The organism is Pontibacter ruber (genome assembly GCF_023630205.1).
GTDB lineage: Bacteria > Bacteroidota > Bacteroidia > Cytophagales > Hymenobacteraceae > Pontibacter > Pontibacter ruber.
In genome coordinates this window covers 615839-640456 of record NZ_JALPRR010000003.1, presented here as the reverse complement: position 1 = coordinate 640456, position 24618 = coordinate 615839, and the positions used below count along the sequence as shown (strand labels likewise).

The 24618-nt window shown below is 48.1% G+C and carries 19 protein-coding genes, 1 tRNA gene and 1 other RNA gene; 11 read left to right on the top strand and 10 right to left on the bottom strand.

Going from position 1 to position 24618, the window contains the following annotated elements; all coding sequences use genetic code 11:
* Positions 1 to 274: 274 nt before the first annotated feature.
* The 4 genes from MJ611_RS14550 (at position 275) to MJ611_RS14535 (ending at position 4514) form a co-directional block, all read left to right on the top strand.
* Positions 275 to 1186 (top strand): DUF2279 domain-containing protein, encoded by a 912-nt coding sequence (locus tag MJ611_RS14550; protein WP_250431395.1) that lies wholly within the window; start codon positions 275 to 277, stop codon positions 1184 to 1186.
* A gap of 173 nt (positions 1187 to 1359) precedes the next feature.
* Positions 1360 to 2316 carry a Smr/MutS family protein gene (locus MJ611_RS14545; protein ID WP_250430634.1) on the top strand — a complete coding sequence of 319 codons (957 nt, stop codon included), beginning with the start codon at positions 1360 to 1362 and terminating at the stop codon, positions 2314 to 2316.
* A gap of 116 nt (positions 2317 to 2432) precedes the next feature.
* Positions 2433 to 2889, top strand: an RNA gene (gene rnpB, locus MJ611_RS14540) — RNase P RNA component class A.
* Positions 2890 to 3512: 623 nt separating this feature from the next.
* Entirely contained in the window at positions 3513 to 4514 is a 1002-nt protein-coding gene (locus MJ611_RS14535; protein WP_250430632.1) for a hypothetical protein, read from the top strand.
* A 73-nt stretch (positions 4515 to 4587) separates the two neighbouring features.
* On the opposite strand, the gene MJ611_RS14530 is transcribed toward MJ611_RS14535, so the two are convergent.
* The 3 genes from MJ611_RS14530 to MJ611_RS14520 all read right to left on the bottom strand — a co-directional run bounded on the left by MJ611_RS14530 (position 4588) and on the right by MJ611_RS14520 (position 6190).
* Positions 4588 to 5298, bottom strand: coding sequence for an SIMPL domain-containing protein (locus tag MJ611_RS14530; protein WP_250430630.1), 711 nt, complete (start codon positions 5296 to 5298; stop codon positions 4588 to 4590).
* 189 nt (positions 5299 to 5487) lie between these two features.
* The gene (locus MJ611_RS14525; protein ID WP_250430628.1) at positions 5488 to 5835 is read right to left on the bottom strand and encodes a hypothetical protein; all 348 of its coding nucleotides are present in this window, start codon (positions 5833 to 5835) and stop codon (positions 5488 to 5490) included.
* Positions 5836 to 5914: 79 nt separating this feature from the next.
* Positions 5915 to 6190, bottom strand: coding sequence for a hypothetical protein (locus MJ611_RS14520; RefSeq protein WP_250430626.1), 276 nt, complete (start codon positions 6188 to 6190; stop codon positions 5915 to 5917).
* A gap of 195 nt (positions 6191 to 6385) precedes the next feature.
* On the opposite strand from MJ611_RS14520, the gene MJ611_RS14515 reads away from it, so the two are divergent.
* The 3 genes from MJ611_RS14515 to purL all read left to right on the top strand — a co-directional run bounded on the left by MJ611_RS14515 (position 6386) and on the right by purL (position 14934).
* Positions 6386 to 6457 (top strand) — tRNA-Glu (locus MJ611_RS14515).
* A gap of 639 nt (positions 6458 to 7096) precedes the next feature.
* On the top strand, positions 7097 to 10804 hold the full coding sequence (locus MJ611_RS14510) for a T9SS type A sorting domain-containing protein (protein WP_250430624.1): 3708 nt from the start codon (positions 7097 to 7099) through the stop codon (positions 10802 to 10804).
* A 449-nt stretch (positions 10805 to 11253) separates the two neighbouring features.
* The gene (gene purL / locus MJ611_RS14505) at positions 11254 to 14934 is read left to right on the top strand and encodes a phosphoribosylformylglycinamidine synthase (protein ID WP_250430623.1); all 3681 of its coding nucleotides are present in this window, start codon (positions 11254 to 11256) and stop codon (positions 14932 to 14934) included.
* Positions 14935 to 14997: 63 nt separating this feature from the next.
* Here the strand turns inward: purL and MJ611_RS14500 are convergent, their stop codons facing one another.
* From MJ611_RS14500 to MJ611_RS14485, 4 genes are all read right to left on the bottom strand, one after another.
* On the bottom strand, positions 14998 to 15684 hold the full coding sequence (locus MJ611_RS14500) for a LytR/AlgR family response regulator transcription factor (RefSeq protein WP_250430621.1): 687 nt from the start codon (positions 15682 to 15684) through the stop codon (positions 14998 to 15000).
* A 199-nt stretch (positions 15685 to 15883) separates the two neighbouring features.
* Positions 15884 to 16945, bottom strand: a complete 1062-nt coding sequence (locus MJ611_RS14495) for a serine hydrolase domain-containing protein (RefSeq protein ID WP_250430620.1) — start codon at positions 16943 to 16945, stop codon at positions 15884 to 15886.
* A 44-nt stretch (positions 16946 to 16989) separates the two neighbouring features.
* Positions 16990 to 18498 (bottom strand): sensor histidine kinase, encoded by a 1509-nt coding sequence (locus MJ611_RS14490; protein ID WP_250430618.1) that lies wholly within the window; start codon positions 18496 to 18498, stop codon positions 16990 to 16992.
* Between the two features lie 84 nt (positions 18499 to 18582).
* Positions 18583 to 18771: a hypothetical protein gene (locus MJ611_RS14485; protein WP_250430616.1), complete on the bottom strand. Its 189-nt coding sequence runs from the start codon at positions 18769 to 18771 to the stop codon at positions 18583 to 18585.
* A 191-nt stretch (positions 18772 to 18962) separates the two neighbouring features.
* Here MJ611_RS14485 and MJ611_RS14480 point away from each other — a divergent pair, with 191 nt between their 5' ends.
* Positions 18963 to 19571 carry a phosphoribosylformylglycinamidine synthase subunit PurQ gene (locus MJ611_RS14480; protein WP_317233150.1) on the top strand — a complete coding sequence of 203 codons (609 nt, stop codon included), beginning with the start codon at positions 18963 to 18965 and terminating at the stop codon, positions 19569 to 19571.
* Positions 19572 to 19712: 141 nt separating this feature from the next.
* On the opposite strand, the gene MJ611_RS14475 is transcribed toward MJ611_RS14480, so the two are convergent.
* The 3 genes from MJ611_RS14475 to MJ611_RS14465 form a co-directional block, all read right to left on the bottom strand.
* Positions 19713 to 20378, bottom strand: a complete 666-nt coding sequence (locus MJ611_RS14475) for an ankyrin repeat domain-containing protein (RefSeq protein ID WP_377497142.1) — start codon at positions 20376 to 20378, stop codon at positions 19713 to 19715.
* A complete protein-coding gene (locus tag MJ611_RS14470; protein ID WP_250430611.1) occupies positions 20375 to 21733 on the bottom strand; it encodes an amidohydrolase family protein in 1359 nt (452 codons plus the stop codon). The genes MJ611_RS14475 and MJ611_RS14470 overlap by 4 nt, the downstream gene beginning before the upstream one ends.
* A gap of 81 nt (positions 21734 to 21814) precedes the next feature.
* A complete protein-coding gene (locus tag MJ611_RS14465; protein ID WP_250430610.1) occupies positions 21815 to 22663 on the bottom strand; it encodes an AraC family transcriptional regulator in 849 nt (282 codons plus the stop codon).
* Positions 22664 to 23016: 353 nt separating this feature from the next.
* Between MJ611_RS14465 and MJ611_RS14460 the strand changes: the two genes are divergently transcribed.
* Genes MJ611_RS14460 through uraH form a run of 3 tightly spaced genes read left to right on the top strand, consistent with a single transcriptional unit; the run spans position 23017 to position 24618 of the window.
* On the top strand, positions 23017 to 23586 hold the full coding sequence (locus tag MJ611_RS14460) for a Crp/Fnr family transcriptional regulator (RefSeq protein WP_250430608.1): 570 nt from the start codon (positions 23017 to 23019) through the stop codon (positions 23584 to 23586).
* A 48-nt stretch (positions 23587 to 23634) separates the two neighbouring features.
* The gene (locus MJ611_RS14455) at positions 23635 to 24195 is read left to right on the top strand and encodes a heme-binding protein (protein WP_250430606.1); all 561 of its coding nucleotides are present in this window, start codon (positions 23635 to 23637) and stop codon (positions 24193 to 24195) included.
* A gap of 15 nt (positions 24196 to 24210) precedes the next feature.
* Positions 24211 to 24618 (top strand): hydroxyisourate hydrolase, encoded by a 408-nt coding sequence (gene uraH, locus MJ611_RS14450; RefSeq protein WP_250430604.1) that lies wholly within the window; start codon positions 24211 to 24213, stop codon positions 24616 to 24618.

Genomic DNA, 24618 nt, shown 5'->3' with positions numbered 1-24618 from the left:
TTCTTTATAAGGTTATAATTCAATTTATACTATACTTTGGGTTTTATACTTTACCAAGTATGTTGATCAAATGGATCAAAAGCAAGCCTGCATGTATAGCACTATAGTCTGTTTATGCTTTCTCGTTTGCATCAGGACTGCTGCTGCACAGGTGCAATCTGAAGCAACTACGCACTGGTTGGGATGCTTAACTGTAAGTTATACTTGCGGCTGGTGCAGAGGTCTTTCAATCAGCATTTCAGGAAGGTTTAAGTATATTTGAAGCGTGAAGAAAATGCTGTACACTCCGCTTTCCCTGCTGATCTGCCTGACGCTGTTGTTTCCCCGCCTGAGCGCCGGGATGGCTGCCGTAACATCCGATACGGTGGAAACGCAGGTAAACGAGCAGCGGCTGTTGGTGCTTGGGACAGGATTTACAGTTGGCTATTCGGCTATGCTGGTTTCACTGAACAAGGCCTGGTACCAGGAGCAGGAGCAAACCGACTTCCATTTCTTTAACGACAACAACCAGTGGAGACAGGTAGACAAAGTGGGGCACTTCTGGGGAGCCTTTCATGAAAGCCGGGCTGGAATTGACCTGCTGCGGTGGGCAGGCGTCCCCGATAAGAAAGCCATACTTTACGGCGGCCTGACGGGTATACTGCTACAGACTCCGATTGAGATTTTTGACGGTTACCAGGCGGAGTACGGCGCTTCGGTTGGCGACCTGGTGGCCAATACGGTTGGTTCGGCGGCCGTTGTAGCTCAGGAACTGGCTTGGCGCGAGGTACGCATCATGCCCAAATACTCGTTCCATACTACAGAATTTGCTGCTGAGCGCCCTAATGTGCTGGGCAGTACGCTAGCCGAGCAAGCCCTGAAAGACTACAACGGACAGACGTACTGGCTATCGGTAGATGTAGGCGCTTTCCTGCACAAAGAAAGCCGGTATCCGAAGTGGCTGAACATAGCGGTCGGTTATGGCGCCGAAGAAATGGTTTATAACCATGAACCGACTAACACAGGAAGGGGATTTAACGCGCACCGCCAGTACTACCTGAGCCCCGACCTCAACCTGCTGCATTTCAAAGGCAAAAGCAAACTGCTGAACACAGCCCTTTATGTGCTGAGCATTGTAAAGGTACCCGCCCCTGCGCTGGAGTACAACAACAGGAAAGGCTTCAGAATGCACGCTTTATACTTTTAGCAAAGTCCTGGGTTAGCTCCAAAGTATAACCTTCGTTCTTGTAGCTATACTTATTAAAGTGCTTCCCTGCCCTAAACCTCGTATCTTTGTATAAGTATCCCTATTCTCTATCATATACATAAGGAGAGTGACGATACACGATCAACGAAAAACGATTAACAAGTAACGAAACTATGAACGTAGGAGACCGCGTGCGCCTGATGTCCGGCAAAGAAGAAGGCATTATAACGCGCATTTTAGATAATAATATTGTAGAAGTAGCCATCGATAACGACTTCACCATACCTGTGTCGCGGAGGGAAGTAGTGCTGATCGCTGCCGAGGAAGCAAAAGCATTTCGGGGACAGGAGCAGGAAACAGCTAAACCTGCCCGAAAAGAGCCACCGGCACCTGTGCTGGCAGAAAAAGGTATTTACCTGGCCATGGTGCACCAGTCGGAAGAACTTCTGGCTGCTACCATTGTAAACAATACCGATTACGATGTGCTGTTTACTTCCGGCGAGGAGCGCGAAACCCGCTACCGTGGCCTGCAGAACGACAAACTGGCTCCCAAAGCTACCCGTGTGGTGGCACACTACCACATGAAGGACTTTGAAAAATGGCCCAGCCTGATCGTGCAGTTCCTGCAGCACCGCAACGGCAGCCCTACCCTTTTCGAGCCGGTTACAAAAAAGGTGCAGTTCAGAGCCAATTCCTTTTACAAGAGCAAGAAAACGGCTCCTGTATTAAATAAAGAAGCTTACCTGTTCCAGCTCGATACCAAGCCAACCGCTGTGGATACGGACAAGATCAAAGAGCAGATGGCAGAACCCTCGGCAGCCAAACCGGATAACTATAAGTTAGAGGCACCCGAACATGAGATAGACCTGCACATCGACAAGCTGGTAAAGGACTTCAGCGGCATGAGCAACAGCGCGATGCTAAAGCTGCAACTCGATACGTTTCAGGATGCATTGGACAGGGCCATGGCAGCTAACATGCACGAGATCGTGTTCATACACGGCACCGGCAACGGTGTTCTCCGCAAAGAGATCCAGAAGATCCTCAGCCGCACACCCGGTATCCGCTTTTTCGAAGACGCCCGCAAAGAAAAATTCGGCTACGGCGCCACACTGGTCAGGCTCAGGTAACAGTAAACATTTATCAATTAACAGTAAACAGTGGTGATGAGAATTTTTATTTACTGATTACTGTTTATTGATTACTGTTCACTGCAATTGTCATACCTTTGCAGGTATAAAGATTAACAGCAAGCCGTCTTATCGCTGCTCCCTTCAGGGAGGAGAGGAAAGTCCGGGCAACGCAGAGCATCCTACTTCCTAACGGGAAGGGTCCTTTCGGGAGACTGGAAGGATACAGCTAGTGCCACAGAAAAGTACCGCCCTTTACAGTAAGCAGGTAACAATAAACAGTGATCAGTTTCTGGTTACTGTTAAATGGTAACTGTTAACTGAAAAAGGGTAAGGGTGAAAAGGTGCGGTAAGAGCGCACCAGTGGGCGGGTGACCGACCCAGCTGGGTAAACCTTAGGAGTTGAAAGACCAAATAGGCCGGCAGCGTCTCGCTTCGACGGGGCTAAGGGCTGCTCGTCCGATGTCGGTGGGTAGGTCGATGGAGCCTGTGCGCGAGTGCAGGCCTAGATAAATGATAAGACGTCTGGCTTCGGCCAGGCGACAGAACCCGGCTTACAGGCTTGTTGTTAATTTTTATACTTATAGTTTCCTTCCTCCTTTTTTACTTCCCTCATTTCCACCTCACCCCTTCTTTCTAATATCAACCTACAAGTATAAATTTCGTTACTCAATCTGATTAACATAATGATCAAACTACATACATCATACTGATCATACCTTGTGTTTAGTTAAGCAATAGCTAAAGTCCCCTCTCCTTGAGTAGAGGGTTAGGGTGAGGTGAATTCTGGAAGTATTAGCAAAGAAAGAGCTTCCCTCCTTGTCCAAGGAGGGACAGGTGTGCGTTTATACTTTACCCGTATCAGATTTCTCCCGCTGGTCGAAATGACAGTAAAAGATGGTAAACTCTCCTGCCCCTGCGGGCCGGTTGAGTCAGAGACTCAACACCTCTGTAAGGCACGGGAATGATTCCCGCGCCAGAAGTATACCTTTAGCAAACTGCAGCGATGAAAGTATAATCTTAACTGAAGTAAAAGCTGGAATTCCCCTCCTCGGGGGGGTGCAGGGGTGGGTAAAATCACTCTAATCTTATAATATTCAGCTACGCCGGCTATCCCTTACTCCTGCTCCGGACTCATCAAAACCAATCTTTCACAACATCATTTTGTATCTTTGCAGCCGCTAATACAAAATAAAATGGCAGATCTGAAACTATACGACCCGTTCGAGAACATGCAGTTCAGCGATAAGCACTGCTTCTTATGCGGAACAACCATAACTAAAGAGCAACGAACTCCTGTTTTTGCCGAGTGGCTGCAGCAAAAGTATAACCTGCAAGATAAGGAGCTGCTGTTGCTCGATAAAAGCGTCACCACCTTCAGTAGGCTAACCATCCCCTGCTGCGACAACTGCCATGTGCAACACATCATTCCGCTGGAGGCAGAAATTGAGCACGCCGCTGAAAAAGGATTGGAAGGTTTGCAGGCGCTGGATGAAAAAAGATTGTTCCAGTGGATTGGTAAAATGTATTATGGCACCCTGGTAACAGAGCTGATCAAGGAAAGCGACCCGCTTGTTATGCCGGAGTATGCCGTGAGCGAGAACCCTAAGATGCTGGGCAAATTCCGGGAGTTCTTTAAGGTGCTGCAGTCGCTGCGCGTACCGATGGTTTTCTCCGATTTTATACCTTGTTCGCTTTTCCTGCTGGAGGTGAGCCCTACCGAAGACGAGCTGCCGTTTGAATACCAGGACGAACTTACTACCATGGCGTTCAGCGTTAAGCTGGGCCCGGTGGTTATTGTTTGCACCTTGCTGGACAACAGCATCATCCGGAAAGCACTAGGCAAACTGTACCGCCTGGTAGAAGGTAAAAAGCTACACCCGGTGCAGGTGGCCGAATTTAAGGCGCGTGTATTTTATGCAGCCTACCTGTTTAATGTGGTGCCGGAGTATTTCGAGCGTCCTCAGAAACCAGAGGATACACAGGTGGTTCTGGATACGATCATCGACGATGTGACAAACGAAATCTTTAATCCTTGGGAGCTTAGTGCTTATGCGCATATGCTGGAGGAGCTACTCAAGCCTTGGGCGATCCGTGAAAAGCAAATTCTGCAAAAGCCCGGCCTGCCGCTCAGCTTCCTGGTAGATGAAACCGGAGCTTTTAAAACCATAGAACGTTTTGACAGATCGGAAGTATAAATCTTGCCTAAAACCAAAAGAGCTCTGGCAGGTAATGCCAGAGCTCTTTTGGTTTTAGGCAAGACAGGTTATTTTACTCAATCACAAAGCTTACCGTAACATTAGAAGTCACCACAACTTCTCCGCCTGCAATGGAAGGTCCGCCTGCCTCGTCGGCATAAGCTGCTTTCATCATCATATTTTCCGCAAGCGGTCTTGGTCCGCCGTTATAGGTGTTTTCATTGATCGAGTACACGCGCCCTACTTTGGCACCTAGCTCAGAAGTTAAGGCAGTGGCTTTTTGCTTGGCATCCTGCACAGCACGCTTACGTGCCTCGGCTTTGTGCTTCTCCAGGTCAGACACCCTGAAGGAAATGCCATCGACGCGGTTTATGCCGGCGCCATACAAACCAGAGAGCAACTCATCAAACTTGTTCAGCTTTCTGATCACAACGGTCATGGTTTTCTGTGCCTGGTAGAAATCAGGAGTGGTCTTGCCATAGTCTCCGCCTGTATAAATAGGCTGCACATTCATATAAGATGTCTGCACATCCTTGGCATCTACTCCCTGCTTTTTCAGGTATGAGATAATAGCAGCCGCTTTTGCGTCGGTTTGCTTGCGTGCCTGGTCCAGGTTTTTATCCCGCATCTCCACGCCCATACTTATCACCACTTCATTGGGCTGCAGTTTTACTTCGCCTACCCCCGTAACGTTGATCAGTGGAGGCATCATCTGTTGCTGTGCCTGGGATTGCAGCGAAATCAGGAACAATGCGATCAGGAAAATCCAATAGGTCTTTTTCATAATTTTGGTTGATTAGGTATAAGTATGGGAAACAAGTACAGGCAAAGCTATGCAAATCAAAAATAAAGTATAGCAGTTGCCTATATAGTTTTGAAGGTATCAAATCTTATACCAGAATATACGGCAGCAGTAAAATAAAAGAGCCCCTGGCTACAGTAACCAGGGGCTCTTTTAAGTATAAATTCCAGCTTAGGCAGCTTCTTCGAAATCAAATTCGTGCTCGCCTGCATAACGTGCCAGTAAAATTGCACCTACCGTAACGGCGCCTGCCGCCAGAATCAGTTGTGTGGTAGTCATTCTGCGGGCAGCTTTCACTACCAGTGTTCCCACGTCGTGCAGCAGCTCAGGCAGCTTTTCGTGGCGGCCCTGAATTACGTGCATAGCCGACTCTACCGTCTTGGACATATCGTGTGGCTGCAGCAGTTTGATGGCGCTTTCTGTAGAAGAACCACCGCTTTTCTGCTGCGAACCCTGGCCTCCCTGGCTTTGTCCGCCTCCGGAGTTACCGCCCTGGTTCTTATTTGTATTGTTTTCCATAGCTTTTAATATTCTGTGTCAGAAAAAATAATCAGAGTTGCTCCCTTATACGGAGGTTACTCCTTTTAGGCTTTACCAATTAAGACTCTACCCTGCCACCATATTGCTCGATCATCTGATTCATCCGTTGTACCAGGCTATCGGCATTGATCATCATGCTGGCCGGAAAACCAACTGAAAGGTCATCGATTTCGAGCGATTGCGCCTCGGGGTTATAGTTATATCTTGCGTTCACTCCTTTTTCGCTGATGTTGCCGTTATCGCCGTGAAGCGTCAGGCCCATGGACTGCAACTTGGTTTTGAGTTGGTTGTACACCTCGGGGGTTACGCCTGAATAGAATGCTCTTCTTGCCATGATATTTGATTTCTAATTGCAATTAAAGATTAAGTATAACGGACAAATGTAAGCTTTTGTTGATTCAGAAACAGGTTAGCTTGGTTGAGTTAAAGGTAAGTATAGCGGATATACATGAATCATATTAAAAAAAATTAATACACGTTTTGCAGATAAGAAAACAGCCCCTATATTTGCATCACAATTCGGAACAACGGTCCGTTCGTCTAGGGGTTAGGACTCCAGATTTTCATTCTGGCAACAGGGGTTCGATTCCCCTACGGACTACTTGAAAGCCTCTCAGTTAATGCTGAGGGGCTTTTTTATGCACATTGGATTCTAATATTCATATCATATTACGAAAATATCGTTGTCTTACCCGACAACAAGAGCTAAGTTGTTGGAAGAATTCATTAGTCTTATTAAAAAACTAAATTGGTTTATGCATATAACCAGTTTTATAATCATTAGAATCTTAACCTCTATCGCATTCTTAGAAAAGACTTCCTAAATAAGTATTGTTTTAAGTTTGAGTACTAGCGAAAAAGAATGCAAGTGAGGAGCATTCTTTTTTCAGGAACTATAGTCATTTCTCCGCTCACTCTTTTCTAGTATAAAATTCATTCTCAGGAAGCAATAACCATCAAAAGGGACAAAGCTGTATCATTTATAGTAAGTAGTAAGGTATACTTACTAAACCTCTCCATGTATTCCTCATCCATTTACCCTCCTATTTTTACCTTGAACAAAATATCCCAAACGCAGTCCTTAAAAGTATAAGCTAGAAACAGTATCAAACGTACTTTATAGTAGATCCCTCCTTTTTCAACTATTCTAGCTACCTCACCCAAAGTACCCCGACAGCCTGCTGCTCGCGCAGGAGTCTTTGCATTCCTCTTGTTTATCACACCAAAAACTCTTCTAGCTATGAAATTAAAACTACTACTGTTAGTACTACAGCTATTGCTGTACTTTATGGTAACTACAGCTGCCGCGCAGCAGCTGACACGTCAATGGGTCCAGCGTTTGAACGGAGTAGCCGGAAAAAATGAGGCACCGGTAGATGTTGCCGTAGATGCTGAAGGAAATAGTTATGTGACAGGCTCCAGTTTTGGTGCTATAGATCCAATTATTACCAATACTGTTAAGTATTCGCCTACGGGTGAACAACTCTGGGTGGCGCAGAATAAAACATTAAGAAGTGTATCAGCCATTGAAGTGGATAATGCTGGTGGTGTTTACATTACTGGCTACTTACTGGATTCTGTTCAGGCTGATTTTGTTACCATTCGGTATGATGCCGCTACGGGCGAGCAAGTATGGCTTAGTAGTTATGGGACAGCTGGCAACAATGATCTAGCCGTTGACCTAGCAGTAGACAGCGCCGGAGGTATTTATGTTACCGGCTCCAGTTCAGATGCAGCTATCATAGGTAATGCAACTGTTGTTGTCTCAACTGTTCGGTACGAGGCTACCACGGGAAAGGAGACCTGGTCCAGCACATACGACAGGCCAGGCAGTAGTGACAGAGCAGCGGCCATTGCAGTAGATAACCAAGGTAGGGTATATGTTACTGGCACCAGCAGCATTCGCGATACCGTAGCAGCTCTCACCGTTTTGCAGTATAACGCCACCACCGGTGATGAAATATGGGCTTCTCGATACGAAGGCCCATCTGGAAGCAATAATATTGCAGTTGACATGGCCATTGATGACGAAGGAGTATATGTCACTGGATTTAGCTTCATCTTAGGTTCTGCTTCAGATTTTATCACTATTCGCTTTGATGCAGCGGATGGCACACAACGTTGGGCAAAATACTTCGTCAGCTCTGGCAACAGTAATGAAATACCCTACGCTATCGAAGTTGATAACCAGGGAGGTGTATACGTGACGGGCAGCAGTGGTATCATAGGTAGCAGTGACACTGAATACGTAACCGTAAAGTATGAGGCGGCTACCGGAGAAGAGATTTGGAACAGCCGCTACAATGGCTCAAGCGAACTTACTGATCAAGCTTTTGACATTGCTGTAGATAATCAGGGCGGTGTGTTTGTAACCGGTTACAGTTTCTTGACCGATTTTGATACGGATTATGCCACGGTGCGCTACGATGCTGCTTCTGGACAACAAGTTTGGGTAATGCGTTACAGTGGTCCTGAAGGGGTTAACAATAGGTTTAATATAGCTACTGCTATTGCCTTCGATAACCAAGGTGGCATCATTGTTACAGGTGAAAGTTTTGGAGATTATGGTACTGTTCGATACAACGCTACTACAGGTGAGCAACTCTGGGTACAACGCTTTAATGTAGAAGAAAATGTAAACGATTTTGCCATATCCGTGGCCGTGGATGCAGAAGGTAACAGCTATGTGACCGGCACCAGTGAGGAGCTTTTTCCAAGATTAACGACAGTCAAGTACTCCCCTACTGGTGAGCTGCTCTGGGTAGTAAAGTTTGAAGGATTATCATGGGCGCAGGACATTGCCGTCGATAACCAAGGAGGAGTTTACGTTACCGGGCAGCATTTTGGTGAAGAATTCTCACCCGACATTGCCACTATCCGGTATGATGCTGCTACGGGGGCACAGGTATGGGCAAGAAGTTACAACGGGCCAGCTGCCTTCTGGCCTGACTCAGCCGCTGCCATAACCGTAGATAATCAGGGGGGTGTCTTTGTTACTGGAGTTAGTTACAATGAAGAGGGAGGCTCTGAATTTGCAACAGTGCGGTATAACGCTACCTCAGGTGAGCAAACGTGGGTAAGCCGCTATAGTGGGGAAAATAGTCAGTTTAACCATGCCACAGCCATCACAGTAGACAATCAGGGAGGGGTCTACGTTACTGGCTACAGCTTTATTGACAGTACCAACACAGCTTATATCACCGTCCGTTATGCAGCAGCAAATGGTCAACAGACCTGGGCCACTCGCTACAACGAATCTGGAGGCACAGAAATAGCAACGGACATAGCCGCGGATAACACGGGGGGAATATATGTAACTGGCTACAGCAGGAGCTACAACACTGGCTATGACTATGCTACGATACAATATGAGGCCGCCACGGGCGCAGAAAATTGGGTCAGCCGCTACAACGGGCAAAGTAACAGAGATGATCTGGCCAGAGCAATTGCCGCTGATACCTCCGGAGGTGTGTATGTAACTGGTACCAGTTTTGTAAGCGATTCGCTCTCTGACTTTGCAACTGTTCGTTACGATGCCGCAACCGGAGCGCAAGCCTGGGCAAGCCGTTACGATGAACTGAGCGACAGGCAGGAAGCCCGGGACATTGCCATTGACAGGCAAGGTGGCATTTTTGTAACAGGCGTGAACTACAGCGACCAAAATGCAGATTTTGCCACCGTCCGTTACGATCCTGTTTCGGGTGAGCAGACTTGGGTGGACCGGTATAACAGCGCCAACAACAACGAAGATATAGCTGTGACCCTAGCAGTCGATGCCCGGAACAACGTGATCGTTACAGGCTATAGTTTTGATCCGGCTACACGCTACGACTTCCTTACCATCAAGTATGGCCAATGCCCAACTCTGGCTGCTGTAAGTATAGCTGGCGATCCTACGGTAGCAGTAAACACTGACAACTCCCCTTACTCCTTTTCTGTTGCGGGAGCTAGTACGTTTATCTGGAACATCACCGACATTGACGGCAACGCCTACACCGACTTCTCCGGTCAGGGCACAGATAGCATTTCTGTAGACTGGCCCGCTCAGCCAAACGTGTACAAGCTCACTGCTTTCTACACGGCGGGCGAGGGCTGCGAAGCCGGTTCAGCCGTAAGCTATGTCTATGTATCCGATGCCGAGGCCGGCTTTGTAACGGGCGCGGGCTGGTCTGATTCGCCTCCTAACCCGGATTACGAGCTCATGCAAAGAAGAGGAAACCTGTTCTGGGGATTACTGGCAGGCTATGAGGAGCAGGACGATGTGCAAGGGATGGCATTGGTTGTACTTGAGAGCGGCCCCGATATCTTCCGAAGCACATCACTGGAGGATGGTTCGCTGGTAATTTCAGGAAACAAGGCTTTTTTCAAAGGCCGCGGAAGTCTTACACACCTGGATGGTTTCATCAGTCGCACCGATGACAGGCGCTTTGGCTTCCTGGTTGCTGCCACCGATGGCCACTTTGGCCCGGGCTCAGCATCCGATCAGTTACGCCTCAAAATCTGGGTCCTCAACGCCGACGGTAGCGAAGGTGAGGTTGTATACGACAACCAAGTTGGCTGCTCAACAAACCTGGACGAGAACGCCATCGCCTGCGCTGGCATTAAAGAAGGAGACGTCGTCATCAACAACAACAACGACCTCAACCTGTTTGCACAGCAGTTGACTACCTTGGGGGCAGCTCCAGAAACACAGGAATTCCAGGCCTTCCCTACCGTCTTCAGCGACAGAACCACACTTGCCTTCACCACTGACAGGAGGTCGGATTATACTTTAGAGTTATATGATTTGAAAGGGGCGCTGGTAAGAAAAGTTTCCGCAGGTACCGCAGATGCTGGCAAAAGGTATGAACAGGAAATTCAGGCGGAAGGCTTAGAAAGAGGCCTCTACCTAGTGCGGCTCACTACTGATTCAAAAGTACAAACGGTGAAGCTGATCGTACAGAAATAGTGCAATCTCAGTTTATACCCACTTGCGAGCTTAACCACAGAGGCCTTTAATAAGTTGTTAAATTACCAATAGATACTCTTCCAAAGTTATGAGGTCACTGTGGATAAGGTTCAATCCTTTGGTCTACTCAAAAGCCTCTCAGTTAACGCTGAGAGGCTTTTTTTATGCCCTTCAGACTCTCTTCCTAGACCAATTTCTGCTCTTTCTTCTATCTTGTAACCTAAGTTTAGTAACTACAATCATAAAGCAGGCTTAAATAACATCATTTCGTCGTACTTATTAATAATCCCCTTTGACCGAGACTATACGAAATAATAGCATTCTTCACCGTGTCTATCTACCATTGGTTAGCCTCATAATAAAAATCTACGGTTAGTGTTGTCCTGAAGCACATTTAACCTATTTTTAAATTTTAAACCATACCTTTGTGTAAGGAAACAAAAACAAGCATGCTTCACTTCTTTTTTAGTCAACCTGAAACGGTTTACGCCCTACAATCTGAGGGGGAACTAAACGCTACAGACATCCAGAAACTGGAATGGTTATTCGGCAACGCCACTCTAAAGCAGGAAACTGTGCTGAGTGGCTTTTTTGTTGGCCCTCGTGCTGCCATGATCACTCCCTGGAGCACCAATGCCGTGGAGATCACCCAGAACATGGGTATTGACGGGATTATCCGGATCGAAGAGTTTAGAATTGTAGCCGAAGATTTCACGGATTTCGATCCGATGCTTTCCCAAAAGTATAACGGACTGAATCAGGAAATCTACACCATAAATATCGAGCCGGAGCCTGTACTGCCGGTTACCGATATTGCAGCCTACAACAAGCAGGAAGGACTCTCGCTAAGCGAGGAAGAAGTGGAGTACCTGAACCAGCTCTCTGAAAGACTGGGCAGACCACTGACTGACTCCGAAGTATTCGGTTTCTCGCAGGTGAACTCCGAGCACTGCCGCCACAAGATCTTCAACGGCAAATTCGTGATCGATGGTGAAGAAAAACCAACTTCGCTCTTCAAACTGATCCGCAAAACGTCCGAAGCAAACCCGAACGATATTGTTTCGGCTTATAAAGATAACGTAGCCTTTGTGAAAGGGCCTGTAGTACAGCAATTTGCTCCCAAACGTGCCGATGTGCCGGATTTCTACCAGGTAAGCGAGTTTGAATCGGTTATCTCGATAAAGGCAGAAACGCACAACTTCCCGACAACGGTAGAGCCTTTCAACGGAGCAGCTACTGGTTCGGGTGGTGAGATCCGCGACCGACTGGCTGGTGGTCAGGGAGCCCTTCCGCTGGCTGGAACGGCTGTGTACATGACGGCCCTGTCACGCCTGGAAAAAGATCGCCCTTGGGAGAAAGCCACGCAAGAAAGAAAATGGTTGTATCAGACGCCAATGGATATCCTGATCAAAGCTTCTAACGGAGCTACAGATTTCGGAAATAAATTCGGACAGCCGCTGATCACGGGATCGGTATTGACGTTCGAGCACGACGAGAAAGCAGATGAGCTGGAGGCCCCACGTAAACTGGGCTACGACAAAGTTATAATGCTGGCCGGTGGCGTGGGTTACGGCAAAGCAAGCCAGGCACAAAAAGGACACCCAAAAACCGGCGATAAAATCGTTATCCTGGGTGGTGAAAACTACCGCATCGGTATGGGCGGTGCCGCCGTATCCTCAGCCGACACAGGCGAGCACGGAACAGGCATCGAACTGAACGCCATCCAGCGCTCTAACCCGGAAATGCAGAAACGCGCGGCAAACGCCATCCGTGGCATGGTGGAGAGCGATCACAATTCAATTGTTTCGATCCACGACCATGGTGCCGGCGGCCACCTGAACTGTCTTTCAGAACTGGTGGAAGAAACAGGCGGTAAAATAGACCTGGATAAACTTCCTGTAGGCGACCCTACCCTTTCTGCCAAAGAGATCATCGGTAATGAGTCGCAGGAGCGTATGGGTTTGGTGATCGGTGAAGAAGATATTGCAACCCTCCAGCGCATTGCAGAACGCGAACGCGCCCCGATGTATACCGTGGGTGAGGTGACCGGAGATCATCGCTTTACCTTCCAGTCAGCTTCTACCGGCGAAAAGCCGATGGACCTTGAGCTGAGCGACATGTTCGGCAGCTCGCCTAAAATGGTGATGACCGACAAGACAGTTGAAAGAACGTACCAGCCGGTAACTTACGATAAAGATCAGCTTTATACTTACCTGGAGCAGGTGCTGCAACTGGAAGCGGTAGCATGTAAGGATTGGCTTACCAACAAAGTAGACCGTTGCGTGGGCGGCCGTGTAGCCAAGCAGCAATGTGCTGGTCCGCTGCAATTGCCGCTGAACAACTGCGGTGTGATGGCACTGGACTTCCAGGGCAAAGAAGGTATAGCAACTTCCATCGGGCACTCCCCTATTTCGGCGCTGATCAACCCGGCAGCCGGTAGCCGTAACGCCATTGGCGAGTCATTATCCAACATCGTGTGGGCTCCGCTAAAGGATGGCTTAAAGAGCGTTTCACTTTCTGCCAACTGGATGTGGGCCTCTAAGAACGAAGGCGAAGACGCCCGTTTATACCAGGCGGTTGAAGCCTGCTCTGACTTCGCAATTGCCCTGGGCATTAACATTCCGACCGGCAAGGACTCGCTTTCCATGAAGCAGAAGTACAAAGAAGAGGACGTGATCGCACCGGGTACAGTGATCATTTCTGCCGCAGGCAATTGCAGCAACGTGCGCCAGGTGGTGGAGCCGGTACTGCAACGCGATGGCGGCAACATCTACTACATCAACCTGTCCAACGACGCCTTCAAACTGGGCGGTTCCTCTTTTGCGCAGATCGTAAACAAAATAGGTAACGAAACACCTGATATTACCGATGCAGCCCTGTTCAGCAATGCCTTTAACACGCTGCAAGGGCTGATCAAAGAAGGTAAAATTGAAGCAGGCCACGATATTGGCAGCGGCGGTCTGATCACGACCCTGCTGGAGATGTGCTTTGCGGACAATAACCTGGGTGCCACCATCGACCTCAGCTCACTCGGTGAGGAAGACAGCGTGAAAGTGCTTTTCGCAGAAAACATCGGCGTGGTGTTCCAGGCATCAGCTGACGTAGAAGCTACCTTGGATGCGAACAATGTTCCTTTCTACAAAATAGGTATAGCTACATCTACAGCCACCCTTGAACTGAAAAACGGTGCCGATGCGTATAGCTTCGATATTGCCCAACTGCGCGATACATGGTTCAGGACCTCGTACCTACTGGACATCAAGCAAAGCGGTCCGGTGAGCGCCAAAGAGCGTTTCGACAATTATAAGAAGCACGAACTCAAGTATACCTTCCCGCAAGGATTCGACGGGAAGAAGCCGGTAATCGACTCTTCCAAGCCAAGAATAAAAGCGGCCATCATCCGCGAGAAAGGAAGCAACTCGGAGCGCGAAATGGCGAATGCCATGTACCTGGCAGGTTTTGACGTGAAGGACGTGCACATGACTGACCTGATCTCCGGAAGAGAAACGCTGGAAGATATCCGCTTCATTGGCGCAGTGGGTGGTTTCTCTAACTCCGACGTACTGGGCTCCGCCAAAGGATGGGCCGGCGCCTTTATGTACAACGAGAAAGCCAAGACTGCCATTGAGAACTTCTTTAAGCGCGAAGACACGTTGTCGGTAGGTATCTGTAACGGTTGCCAGCTGTTTGTAGAGCTTGGCCTGATCAACATGGACCACGACAAGAAGCCGAAAATGCATCATAACGTGAGCCAGAAACACGAAAGTATCTTTACGTCCCTGACCATTCAGGAAAACAAATCGGTGATGCTCTCCAGCCTGGCCGGCTGTACGCTGGGTGTTTGGGTGTCGCATGGCGAAGGTCGCTTTAGCTTCCCTCACCTGGAAGACAGATACCAGATCGTATCCAAGTACGGGTATGACACCTACCCTGCCTGCCCGAACGGTTCTGACTATAATACCGCCATGCTATGCGATGAAACGGGTCGTCACCTGGTGATGATGCCGCACATCGAGCGCTCCCTCCTGCAGTGGCAGTGGGCGCACTACCCGAAAGGCCGCCACGATGAAGTATCACCTTGGATGGAAGCGTTTGTGAATGCCAGAAAATGGCTGGAAGCGAATCAATAAGTATAGCTGATCCACTTATCAAGCGAAAGGGGCTATGGAAATTTCCATAGCCCCTTTCGCTTTTCAGATGGACATCCCCTGCAGCAGCTGCAGATAGGAAGCGCCTACGGGCACTTCGTTTCCTTTGATGCATACCTGGTGGCGCTCTATTTTGTCGATCTGCTTTTTGGCTACGATGTACGAGCGGTGCACCCGCACAAAGCTGTCGGCGGGCAGTTGCTCGGTCAGCTCCTGTATCGTCATGCGCGAGAGCAGTTTCTTATCTTTCAGCACAAAGGTCACGTAATTGCCAGCCGCTTCCAAGTATAGTATATCGTCATAAAACACCTTCACCTGCTCGTAGCCCGTCTTCAGGAAGAGATAGTCCTTAACGGGTACCGCGGGGGAAGTACCGCGCAGTTGCAGCAGCTCCTGTGCCTTATTGCAGGCCTTAATAAACCTGGGCAGCGAGAATGGTTTCAGCAGGTAATCAACTGCGTCTAGTTCAAAGCTCGTGACGGCGTGTTCAGTGTAAGCGGTCGTAAAGATCACCATCGGCTTTTTCTGAAGGCTTGTCACAAACTCAAGTCCCGAGATATCGGGCATTTTGATATCCAGAAACAGCAGGTCGACCGACTCGTTTTGCAGGAATTCCAGTGCCTTAAAGGCGTCAGTAAAGCAGCCCAGCAGCTCCAAGAAGGGCACTTTGGCGGCATGTGCCCGCACCACTTCCAGGGCCATTGGTTCGTCGTCTATCGCTATTGCGCGCATACCTGTTCTTTTTAATCTAAACCTGTTTAGGGTTTCCTAATTTTACCTCTGTTTCAAATAAAAAGCACTGTAAAAGTCAGGAAATAGTGCAGCATCCAATTACAGGCTTTTGTCCCAAGCCTGATCAGCTGTGCCTTGTAGCTGTCGGGAATAAACTCGCGGGTGCACACGCAATACCTGCTGCTCACCTGCACGCTCGTTAATATACAGATTCCAGTTGTGGTAAATCATATTCCTTATTTAACAGAATATAAAAGATTCCCATCACAATTTCTTTATAAGGATAGTCAACCCCATTAAAGGTAAATGCAAAAGTCATGTCTTGTTTAGGAATATAAACCAGAAGGGACTTAAATGCGTCCATACCCCCCATGTGGCCAATCATTTTTTCTTCCTGTAAAACAGGAATAGGGTACATTCCAATTCCAGGTTCTTTCTTCATTGTCGCAAGGGAATTTTCAGATACTAATTTTCCATCAAAGAGACCGTTTATAAACTTATTAAGATCTTCTGGAGTTGAAATTATCCCTGCCGCTCCACGGGGAATGCTTAAGTGAATATGTGAAGGTTTTTCCCAAACGCCATCTTTCTTTTCGTAGGAACTTGACACGAATTTTTTAGGGTTATTTTCCCTGTAATAAGTATTTTTTAGTTTAAGGGGTTTAACGATCCGCTTTTCCAGAATTTTAGCGAAATCTTTATTTTCAATATCTTCCAAAATGAAAGATAGTATGATATAATTCGTATTGGAATAGTCCCTTTTTTCCCCTGGAGCGAATACACTGCCGTTTTCTTTGATTTTGATCAACAATTCGTCCTTACTTCTTTTTTCTACCATCCACTCGTTGAAATTTGGGGTTTTTACAATATCAAAAATTCCACTTTGATGTTGTAGGAGTTGCTGTATTGTTATTTGATCTGCGTTCGGTAATTCGGGGTAAAACTTAGCCAATTTGGTTTCTAATGATAATTTGCCTTCTTCAATCAGCTGCATGACAAGCGTAGCGGTAAACATTTTGGAAACCGAGCCAGTCCTATACTGCGTATTAGCCGTTGCTTTCACCTTTTTATCTATATCGGCGTAGCCAATTGATTTTTGGTATATACTTTCGCCCTTATGGTAGACCGACAGACTGCCCATTGCTTTATCATGTTTTTCTAACAAGGAAAGCAAGCTGTCCATTTTAGTTGTCTGGAAATTCTGAGCTGATACGCTTGTAGCGAAAATAAATAAGCCGAAAAAGAACAATACTATTTTCATGATGCTGATTTTTTAATGGATGAAAGCAACATATACACGCTGGCCTACAACTGCAGGGTGAGGTGCACAAAAAATTCTTCCGGCGAATCACGAATGATCAATTCATGCTTATCGGGATAAAGTAGCCCGAAGCGCTGCTTCACATTCTGCAATCCTATACCTGACTTATCTTTTTCCGGGTCCTGCTCCGACTTCTTCTGCTTGCTGTTGTACACGTCGAAGTATAGCTTATTCTGGTCGCTGTGCAGACTTATCCGGATCCAGGACTTGTGCTTGAGACTAATCCCATGCTTAAAGGCATTTTCGATAAAGGGAATCAACAGCATGGGCGCGATATACTTGTCGCCTACTTCATCTTCGATCTTCGTTTCGATGGTGATATTGGGCGAAGCCGATGTACGCAGTAGCTGCAGATCAATGTAATTGCGGATGTACTCGATTTCGCGGGAAAGCAGGATTCTCTGCTGGTGGTTTTCGTGCAGCATAAAGCGCATCATATCGCCCAGTATCTGTATACCTTGTGCCGTGCGCTCACTGTTTTCCTGCAGGGCTGTGCCGTAGAGGGTGTTCAGGGCATTGAACAAAAAGTGCGGGTTGATCTGGGAGCGCAGAAAATCCAGGTTGGCGCTGGTGGTGCCCAGCTCTTTTTTCAGCACTACCATCTCTTCCTTGCCTGCCAACTGGCGTTTGTAGATCAGCCAGGTAATAGGGCCGGTTACCAGGAATTGGAACACAGCGTTCAAAAAGCTGATTTCGAATGCGCTATTTTCACTGTGCAAGGCAACCAGCAGCAGCAGGAAAACAGGCACATATGCCAATGCCTGTAGTAGCAGCACACGGGCCTGGTACGCCAGGAATGGCCGTTTTGCCTTGCGGGCTGCTGGTATCAGGTAATGAGACGAAACAACATACAGGATGATCGCATTCAGGGAAATGATCGCCCACAAGGCGGTCTCACTATCGCCGATGTTGAACATCACCATAATGAACACACTGACCAACCAGCCCATAGCCGCTATAATAACCTCCTGCGTTATGAGGCGATACCGCGCCTGAATGGCTGCAGCATTGTCGAGGAGATAATGCGCCACATACTTAATGAAGGTATAAAAGCTGAACACCAATAATAACCACAGGGTGTTTTGAAAACTGCCCTGGAAAATATCTTCCCAGAATTCCTCTACCGAATAATAGGCCGGTAGTAGGTGACCTTTGTAATAGGTGTCGGTGACGCCGGTCAGTAGGCCTACCCCAAAAAAGGCGAGCACGAGCAGCAGTACATGCCACCAAATCGCCTCTTTGCGCATTAAGCGCGGTACTACTTTAAAGTTGAGCAGCAAAAAAGCCAGATAGATACAGGTATAGCGCACGAGCTGGGGCCAGAAAAAATGCTCGTAGTAGTTATACACTACACCAGCCCGCATAAACTCATACTCGTTCGGACTGTGGTCTATAAAAAGAGAAAACAGTGAGGAAACGAAGATAGCGGTGACGGCCCAAAACTCTACCTTGTTCCGTTGGATAGGTTTGGAGATGGGGTTGTCTAATGTCATATCATCCATGAAACGATCATAAATTAAAGCGTTGAGTATAAGTAATAAATGTAATGAACACGGTAGTTTTTGTGACGGAAGGCGCTAAAACAGGACATCGAGCACAAAGTGCAGCAGCTGCCCCGACTGCCGCAGCACATCCAGCTCCTCGAGCAGGAGCCGCTCCGTGGCGAACTCCCGCAGCGTGTGCAGCAGTTGCAGCAACACAGGCTGCTCTCCGAGCAGGCCCAGCGCGCCATACAGCGAAAGCAGCAGCAGACTGGTTTTTTTCAACGCTGCAGCCCATTCGAATAGTTACTGCCAAAGTGGTATTGTCCCGTTTCCATAGTAATGTTGGGTTAGCATGTTCGGCCAAAGCCTTCCAGTGCCTCAGCCGATATAAGATTAGGAAACTGGGAAAAGGGGATCAAATAAATGTGATGAATGGGGGGAAAGATGTGATCAGCTACTCTACTGCTATATAAATAGCTCTGAAAGCCGATAAAGGTATTTCTGATACTAGGTATATTTCGGCCAAAGGATGGGCCGGTGCCTTTATGTACAACGAGAAAGCGAAGACAGCTATCGAGAACTTCTTTAAGCGCGAAGACACGTTGTCGGTAGGTATCTGTAACGGTTGCCAGCTGTTTGTAGAGCTTGGCCTGATCAACATGGACCACGACAAGAAGCCGAAAATGCATCATAACGTGAGCCAGAAACACGAAAGTATCTTTACGTCCCTGACCATTCAGGAAAACAAATCGGTGATGCTCTCCAGCCTGGCCGGCTGTACGCTGGGTGTTTGGGTGTCGCATGGCGAAGGTCGCTTTAGCTTCCCTCACCTGGAAGACAGATACCAGATCGTATCCAAGTACGGGTATGACACCTACCCTGCCTGCCCGAACGGTTCTGACTATAATACCGCCATGCTATGCGATGAAACAGGACGTCACCTGGTGATGATGCCGCACATCGAGCGATCGCTTCTGCAGTGGCAGTGGGCACACTACCCGAAAGGCCGTCACGATGAAGTATCACCGTGGATGGAAGCTTTCGTAAATGCCAGAAAGTGGCTGGAGGCTAACGGAAAATAAAAGACTGCATTACTCATCCCGCAGTCTAGGGATAGAAAACCAGAAAACTTCCTGCTTAAGAATTACAGACTGATCTGTTTCTTAAACAGGAAGTTTTTTTGATTACGTGCTCTATATAACTGGCGCGCTGGAATAGGAACTTCAGCGGGCTTGTTCCAGTACGCTGGCTATGGCTGAAAAACCCATTTTGCGGGCGTGCTGCAGAGCTGTTACGCCGTCCTTGTCCGGAATACTGGTATTACAGCCAGCATCCACCAGTGTTTGAACCACCTCTACATAGGTCTTGCTTCCATTTCCCAATACTACCGCTTCCATAAGGGCTGTCCAGCCCAGGCGGTTTACGTGGTCTATCGGAAAGCCTTTGGTATGGGCAAGCAGTTTCACTACTTCCAGGTGCCCCCGTTCGCATGCCGGGATCAGGGCACTTCCGTTGTAGCGGTTATACACATTGAAGCGGGCACCGTTTTCCAGGTATAATTTCACCAGCTCTGTGTACCCGGAGGCTCCTGCATACAAAAAAGGGCTGTCTTTTATCGCATCCTGCTGGTTTACATCGGCACCGTGCTTTACCAGGAGCTGTGCCATCTCCAGGTTGTTATGGTGTGTGGCTAAAAGTAGCAGCGATCTTTTCTGTGCGTCTGTCGAGTTCACGTCAGCGCCGTTCTTCAGGGCCGCTGTTACCTCCTGTATGTTCTTACTTTTCACGGCCTCAACTATTGAGCTTTGTGTAGTGGGCGTATGCATAGCAGTTTCTGTCTGGCAGGATGTAAGAAAGATGAACGAAAAAATTAACAGCAGTGTGCTCATACAGTTGGAGCTTGGTACACGATACTTCCTTTATGAATCAGTGCTCTTACAGGCGATATACGGGAAACAGCTTCAGCCGAGCAACTCGCGTCCACAAGTACCAGATCGGCATTGTCACCCGCCAGTGGCCATTGCCTGTTTCCTTTATCGTCCAGCGGCAGGACGTTGTGCGTAGCCAGCTTCAGGCATCTGGAAAGCTCAAACTCGGTGGAATAGCCGTACAGCTGCGCCATCAGATTCGCTTTCTGCAGGACGCTGCCCGAGCCAAAGGTATTCCAGTGGTCAATGATAGAGTCATTGCCGGTGCGTACGTCTACGCCATACTTGTAAAGTGTCGGGATAGGCATGATCAGTTTACCGAAAGGGATGGTGGAAATGATGCCTATCTTGGCGCCGGCCAGCTTTTCTGCTGTTTCCTCCAGCTTTTGGTTTTCAAGCCTGGCAAGTACAAAACTGTGGCTGATAAACGTTTTGCCTTTCAGTACAGGGTTCTCGTTTACACGGTCAATCAGGTATTCCACTGTTTTCAGACCAGACTCTCCGCCTTCGTGCAGGTGAATGTCGATGCCTTTGTTCTGATCCAGCGCCAGTTGCACTACAAAGTCCATGCTTTTCTGCATATCGCCGTCAATAGAGCCTGGGTCTAACCCACCTATAAAATCTATGCCCATGGTAGCGGCCTCTTTCATCAGCTGCTCCGATTTAGAACGTAGTATGCCATGCTGCGGAAAGGCAACCAACTCCGCATCAAAGCTGTCTTTCTTGTGCTCAAGCGCCTGCTGCAGGTTTTTAAGGGAGTTAAGCCCCGAGGCAGGTTCGATATTGACGTGGCTTCTGGCAAAGCTGACCCCATGCGACTGCAATAACTCAATGAGTTTTTCCGCCCGCTCGGTGGATGTGTTCAACATTTCCGGAAGCACCTGTTCCTCATAGGCAATCATGTCCTGCACTGTTCTGTTCTTCTTACGACGGGCTTGCCACGGACCGCCGTAAAATGTCTTGTCCAGGTGTATGTGCATGTCTTTAAAGCCAGGGAGCAGCAGAAGCCCCTGGGCATCCAGTGCGTTGGCCTTAGGGTTGTTGGGCAGAACGGCTTTTATCTTCCCGTTGCTGATTTCGATGGTGAACAATCCGGTTTTGGTGCCGATTACCTCGCCTTCTTCATACTCAAAGCCAGTCTCCAGGCTGACATTTTTCATAGAAAGGGTCTTAGCGGTAGCCTGATAGGTATCCTGTTGAGAGGTCTCCTGTGGTGCTGTTGCAAGAAAGCCGGTACAGGAAGCCAAGCTGCTGCCAGCAAGAAGTATAGAAGAACTTTTAATAAAATCTTTGCGGGTTAAGAGGTGAGGAGCCATAGTGCTGTTGTTTAGAAGGTACAAAGATAGCCTCTGCTCCTGAGAGGAGAGATGCAGAGTTTCTGCCAAAACTTGTCAATTTTATAACTGGCTGCGGAAAGAGCGCGGCGAAACTCCTGTTTTATTCTTAAAGAAGTTAGAAAAATGAGCAAGGTCACTGAAGCCGAGCTCAAAGGCAATATCCATGATTGAAAGTTCAGAAGCATGCAGCAATCGCTTGGCTTCCAGCAAGAATCGGTTGTGTATCAGAAACATGGCAGGCACCTGGAGGTGCCTTTTGCAAAGTATGTTCAGGTAATTTGCCGAGATGTGTAGCTGGTCGGCATAGAAGGCTACTGTTTTCTGCTCCTTAAAGTATACATCTACCAGGTTGTGATACTTCAGCAGCGCCGGCACCAAGCGGTATGCCCTTAAAGAATTGTGCCTGTCATTGGCCTCACGACTTACCAGTTGGACGATCAGCCGGTTTCTTAAATTAATGATGTTCCAGTGCACGGGCTCCATACTTAGCTCACCCTGGATGGCCTGAAACTCATAACGAAGCTTCTGAAAGGTTTCGGAGGAAAGCGGCAGGACTGGGTGCTTCTGATAGAGCACAAAAGTAAACTCAAGCGAGGTAGAGAACATGTCGAACACAGCCTGGCTGATCATGAGCTGGTAAGCCAGCGTCTCTTCACCCAAATCCCAAGCATGTACTTGGCCAGGAAACAACAGGTGCAGTTGGTGGTCGCTTACCGCATATTCCCGGAAATCAATGGTATGTGTTCCGCTCCCTTTCTCGATCAGAAGCAGCACAAAGAAGTCATGCTTGTGTGGCTTTTCGATGTGTTGCTCCCCTAGTATCAGATGAAACTGCAGGCCATTGTCTTGTTGCAGCGCTTGCTGATACTCGTGTATGCCGAGAACCGGGAAATTGTCTTTAGGTTTCACAGCTTCAAGGTACACAATATCTTCTAAACGAGGGGCTTATACTTGGAGCAGCAAGCGAATGCGATGCAAGTGCCTGTGTAAAACCGTTTTTCATTAACTCAGGTTGGGCAATGGTGCACGCAGCTAAAAAACTGTTCTACCAGTGGCCGTATCTACGTTTTGGTTTGAGAAAGCTTTTAAAGTATAAAATCTGGCTCTTTCGTCCGGTTGCTCCCGAATAGGAAACAGGCGACCAACTCACACTGCGGCACAAAACCGTAAACATTAAAGCCACAATACGGTTTACCAGCAAACACATACTAAAGATACAGAAGCCAGCTGTCGCTTTCAGAAGAAGAGCTCTAACCAACACCATGTACAGCCTTTTAGAAAACTTTATTAAAAGCAGAACAAGTATAGACTACGCCTGCCTTGAGTTGATTTGCTCTCATTTCGAGCCACTGAAAACGAAACGGAACGAGCTCTTGCTGAATTTCAGCGACGTATGCCAGCATTATTATTTTGTGAACAAAGGGTGCATCCGGCTTTATACAATCAATAAAGACGGGACTGAGGCGACCCGGTTCTTTGCCTTCGAAGGCGGTTTTGGTACAGCACTGCCCAGCCTCATCGACCAAACGCCCGCCGGCGAGTACATGCAAACCATCGAAAAATCCGAGCTCCTCAAAATCTCCAGAGATAAGTTTTACCACCTGGTTGATACCGTGCCGCAATTCGCATTTATCTACAGGCAGATTCTGGAACTAGGTTTTATTACCGCTCAAAAGCGGATTTACGGTTTCCAGGGATTTGATGCGTTGGAAAAAGTAAAATGGGTCATTCAGCACCAGCCTGATTTTCTGTTGCGTGTTTCAAATAAAATGGCCGCCTCCTACCTGGGCCTCTCCCCCTCTACCCTGAGCAGAGTAAAAGCCAAGCTCTGAAAACGTTGACTTAGGGCAATGCTTTTCATAAAGAGCACCGGTAGCTTTGTGAAAAAAATAATTATGCACTACAAACTGACGCTGCTTATACTCCTGTGCATGCCGATGCTTTCCCTGGCGCAGGCCGGTAAGCAGGGGAACAAGATACAAAAAGGCAATACTGATCCGGTGCAGGCCAACTATGTAGCCGAAGCGCACCAGCTCACACTGGAAGCTGCTATGGAACTGACAAACCGCGCCCGGACAGCAGCCAAGACCCTGAATAAAGACGTGAGCATTGCCATTCTGGATGCCTCCGGCCAGGTCATTATGCTGACGCGGGGCAATGGCGTAGGGCCGCACAACACCGAAGCCGCCAGAAGAAAAGCTTATACTTCGCTTTCGACCAAAACGCCTACCCTGCTACTGGCCCGCAATGCCCGCGCAAACGCCGACACCCACAACCTGGCTAACCTGCCGGAGCTGTTGTTGCTGGGCGGTGGCTGCCCGATCTGGTACAAAGGACAGGTGATCGGAGGCATTGGCGTTGCCGGCGGAGGCGGACCGGAGAATGACCACAACATTGCACTAGCTGCGGCAATGGAAGACCCAGCCATACTTATACACTAATTTTATACTTTGATTATGAGAAAAATAGCTTTTGCCCTATTGCTAGTCCTGGCAACTACTGTTGCTTACGCTCAGAACGCCACCTACCAGTTATCAAGTCATATCCTGGATATTTCTACCGGCATGCCGGCCAGAGGTGTTCCGGTTGAACTGGAGAAACTGGATACCAAGACCCAAAAGTGGAAGCAGGTGGACAAGAAGATGACCGATGAGAACGGTCGCATTAAAGATTTTCTGACGACTAAAAATGCAAACGAAGGCGTTTACAGGCTTCGCTTTTTAGTAGCCGACTATTTCAAGAGCAAAAAAACAGAAAGCTTCTATCCTTTTATCGAGGTCGTGTTCCAGATAAAAGACAACGATCATTACCACGTTCCCATCACGTTGTCGCCCTACGGCTACGCCACCTACAGAGGGAATTAA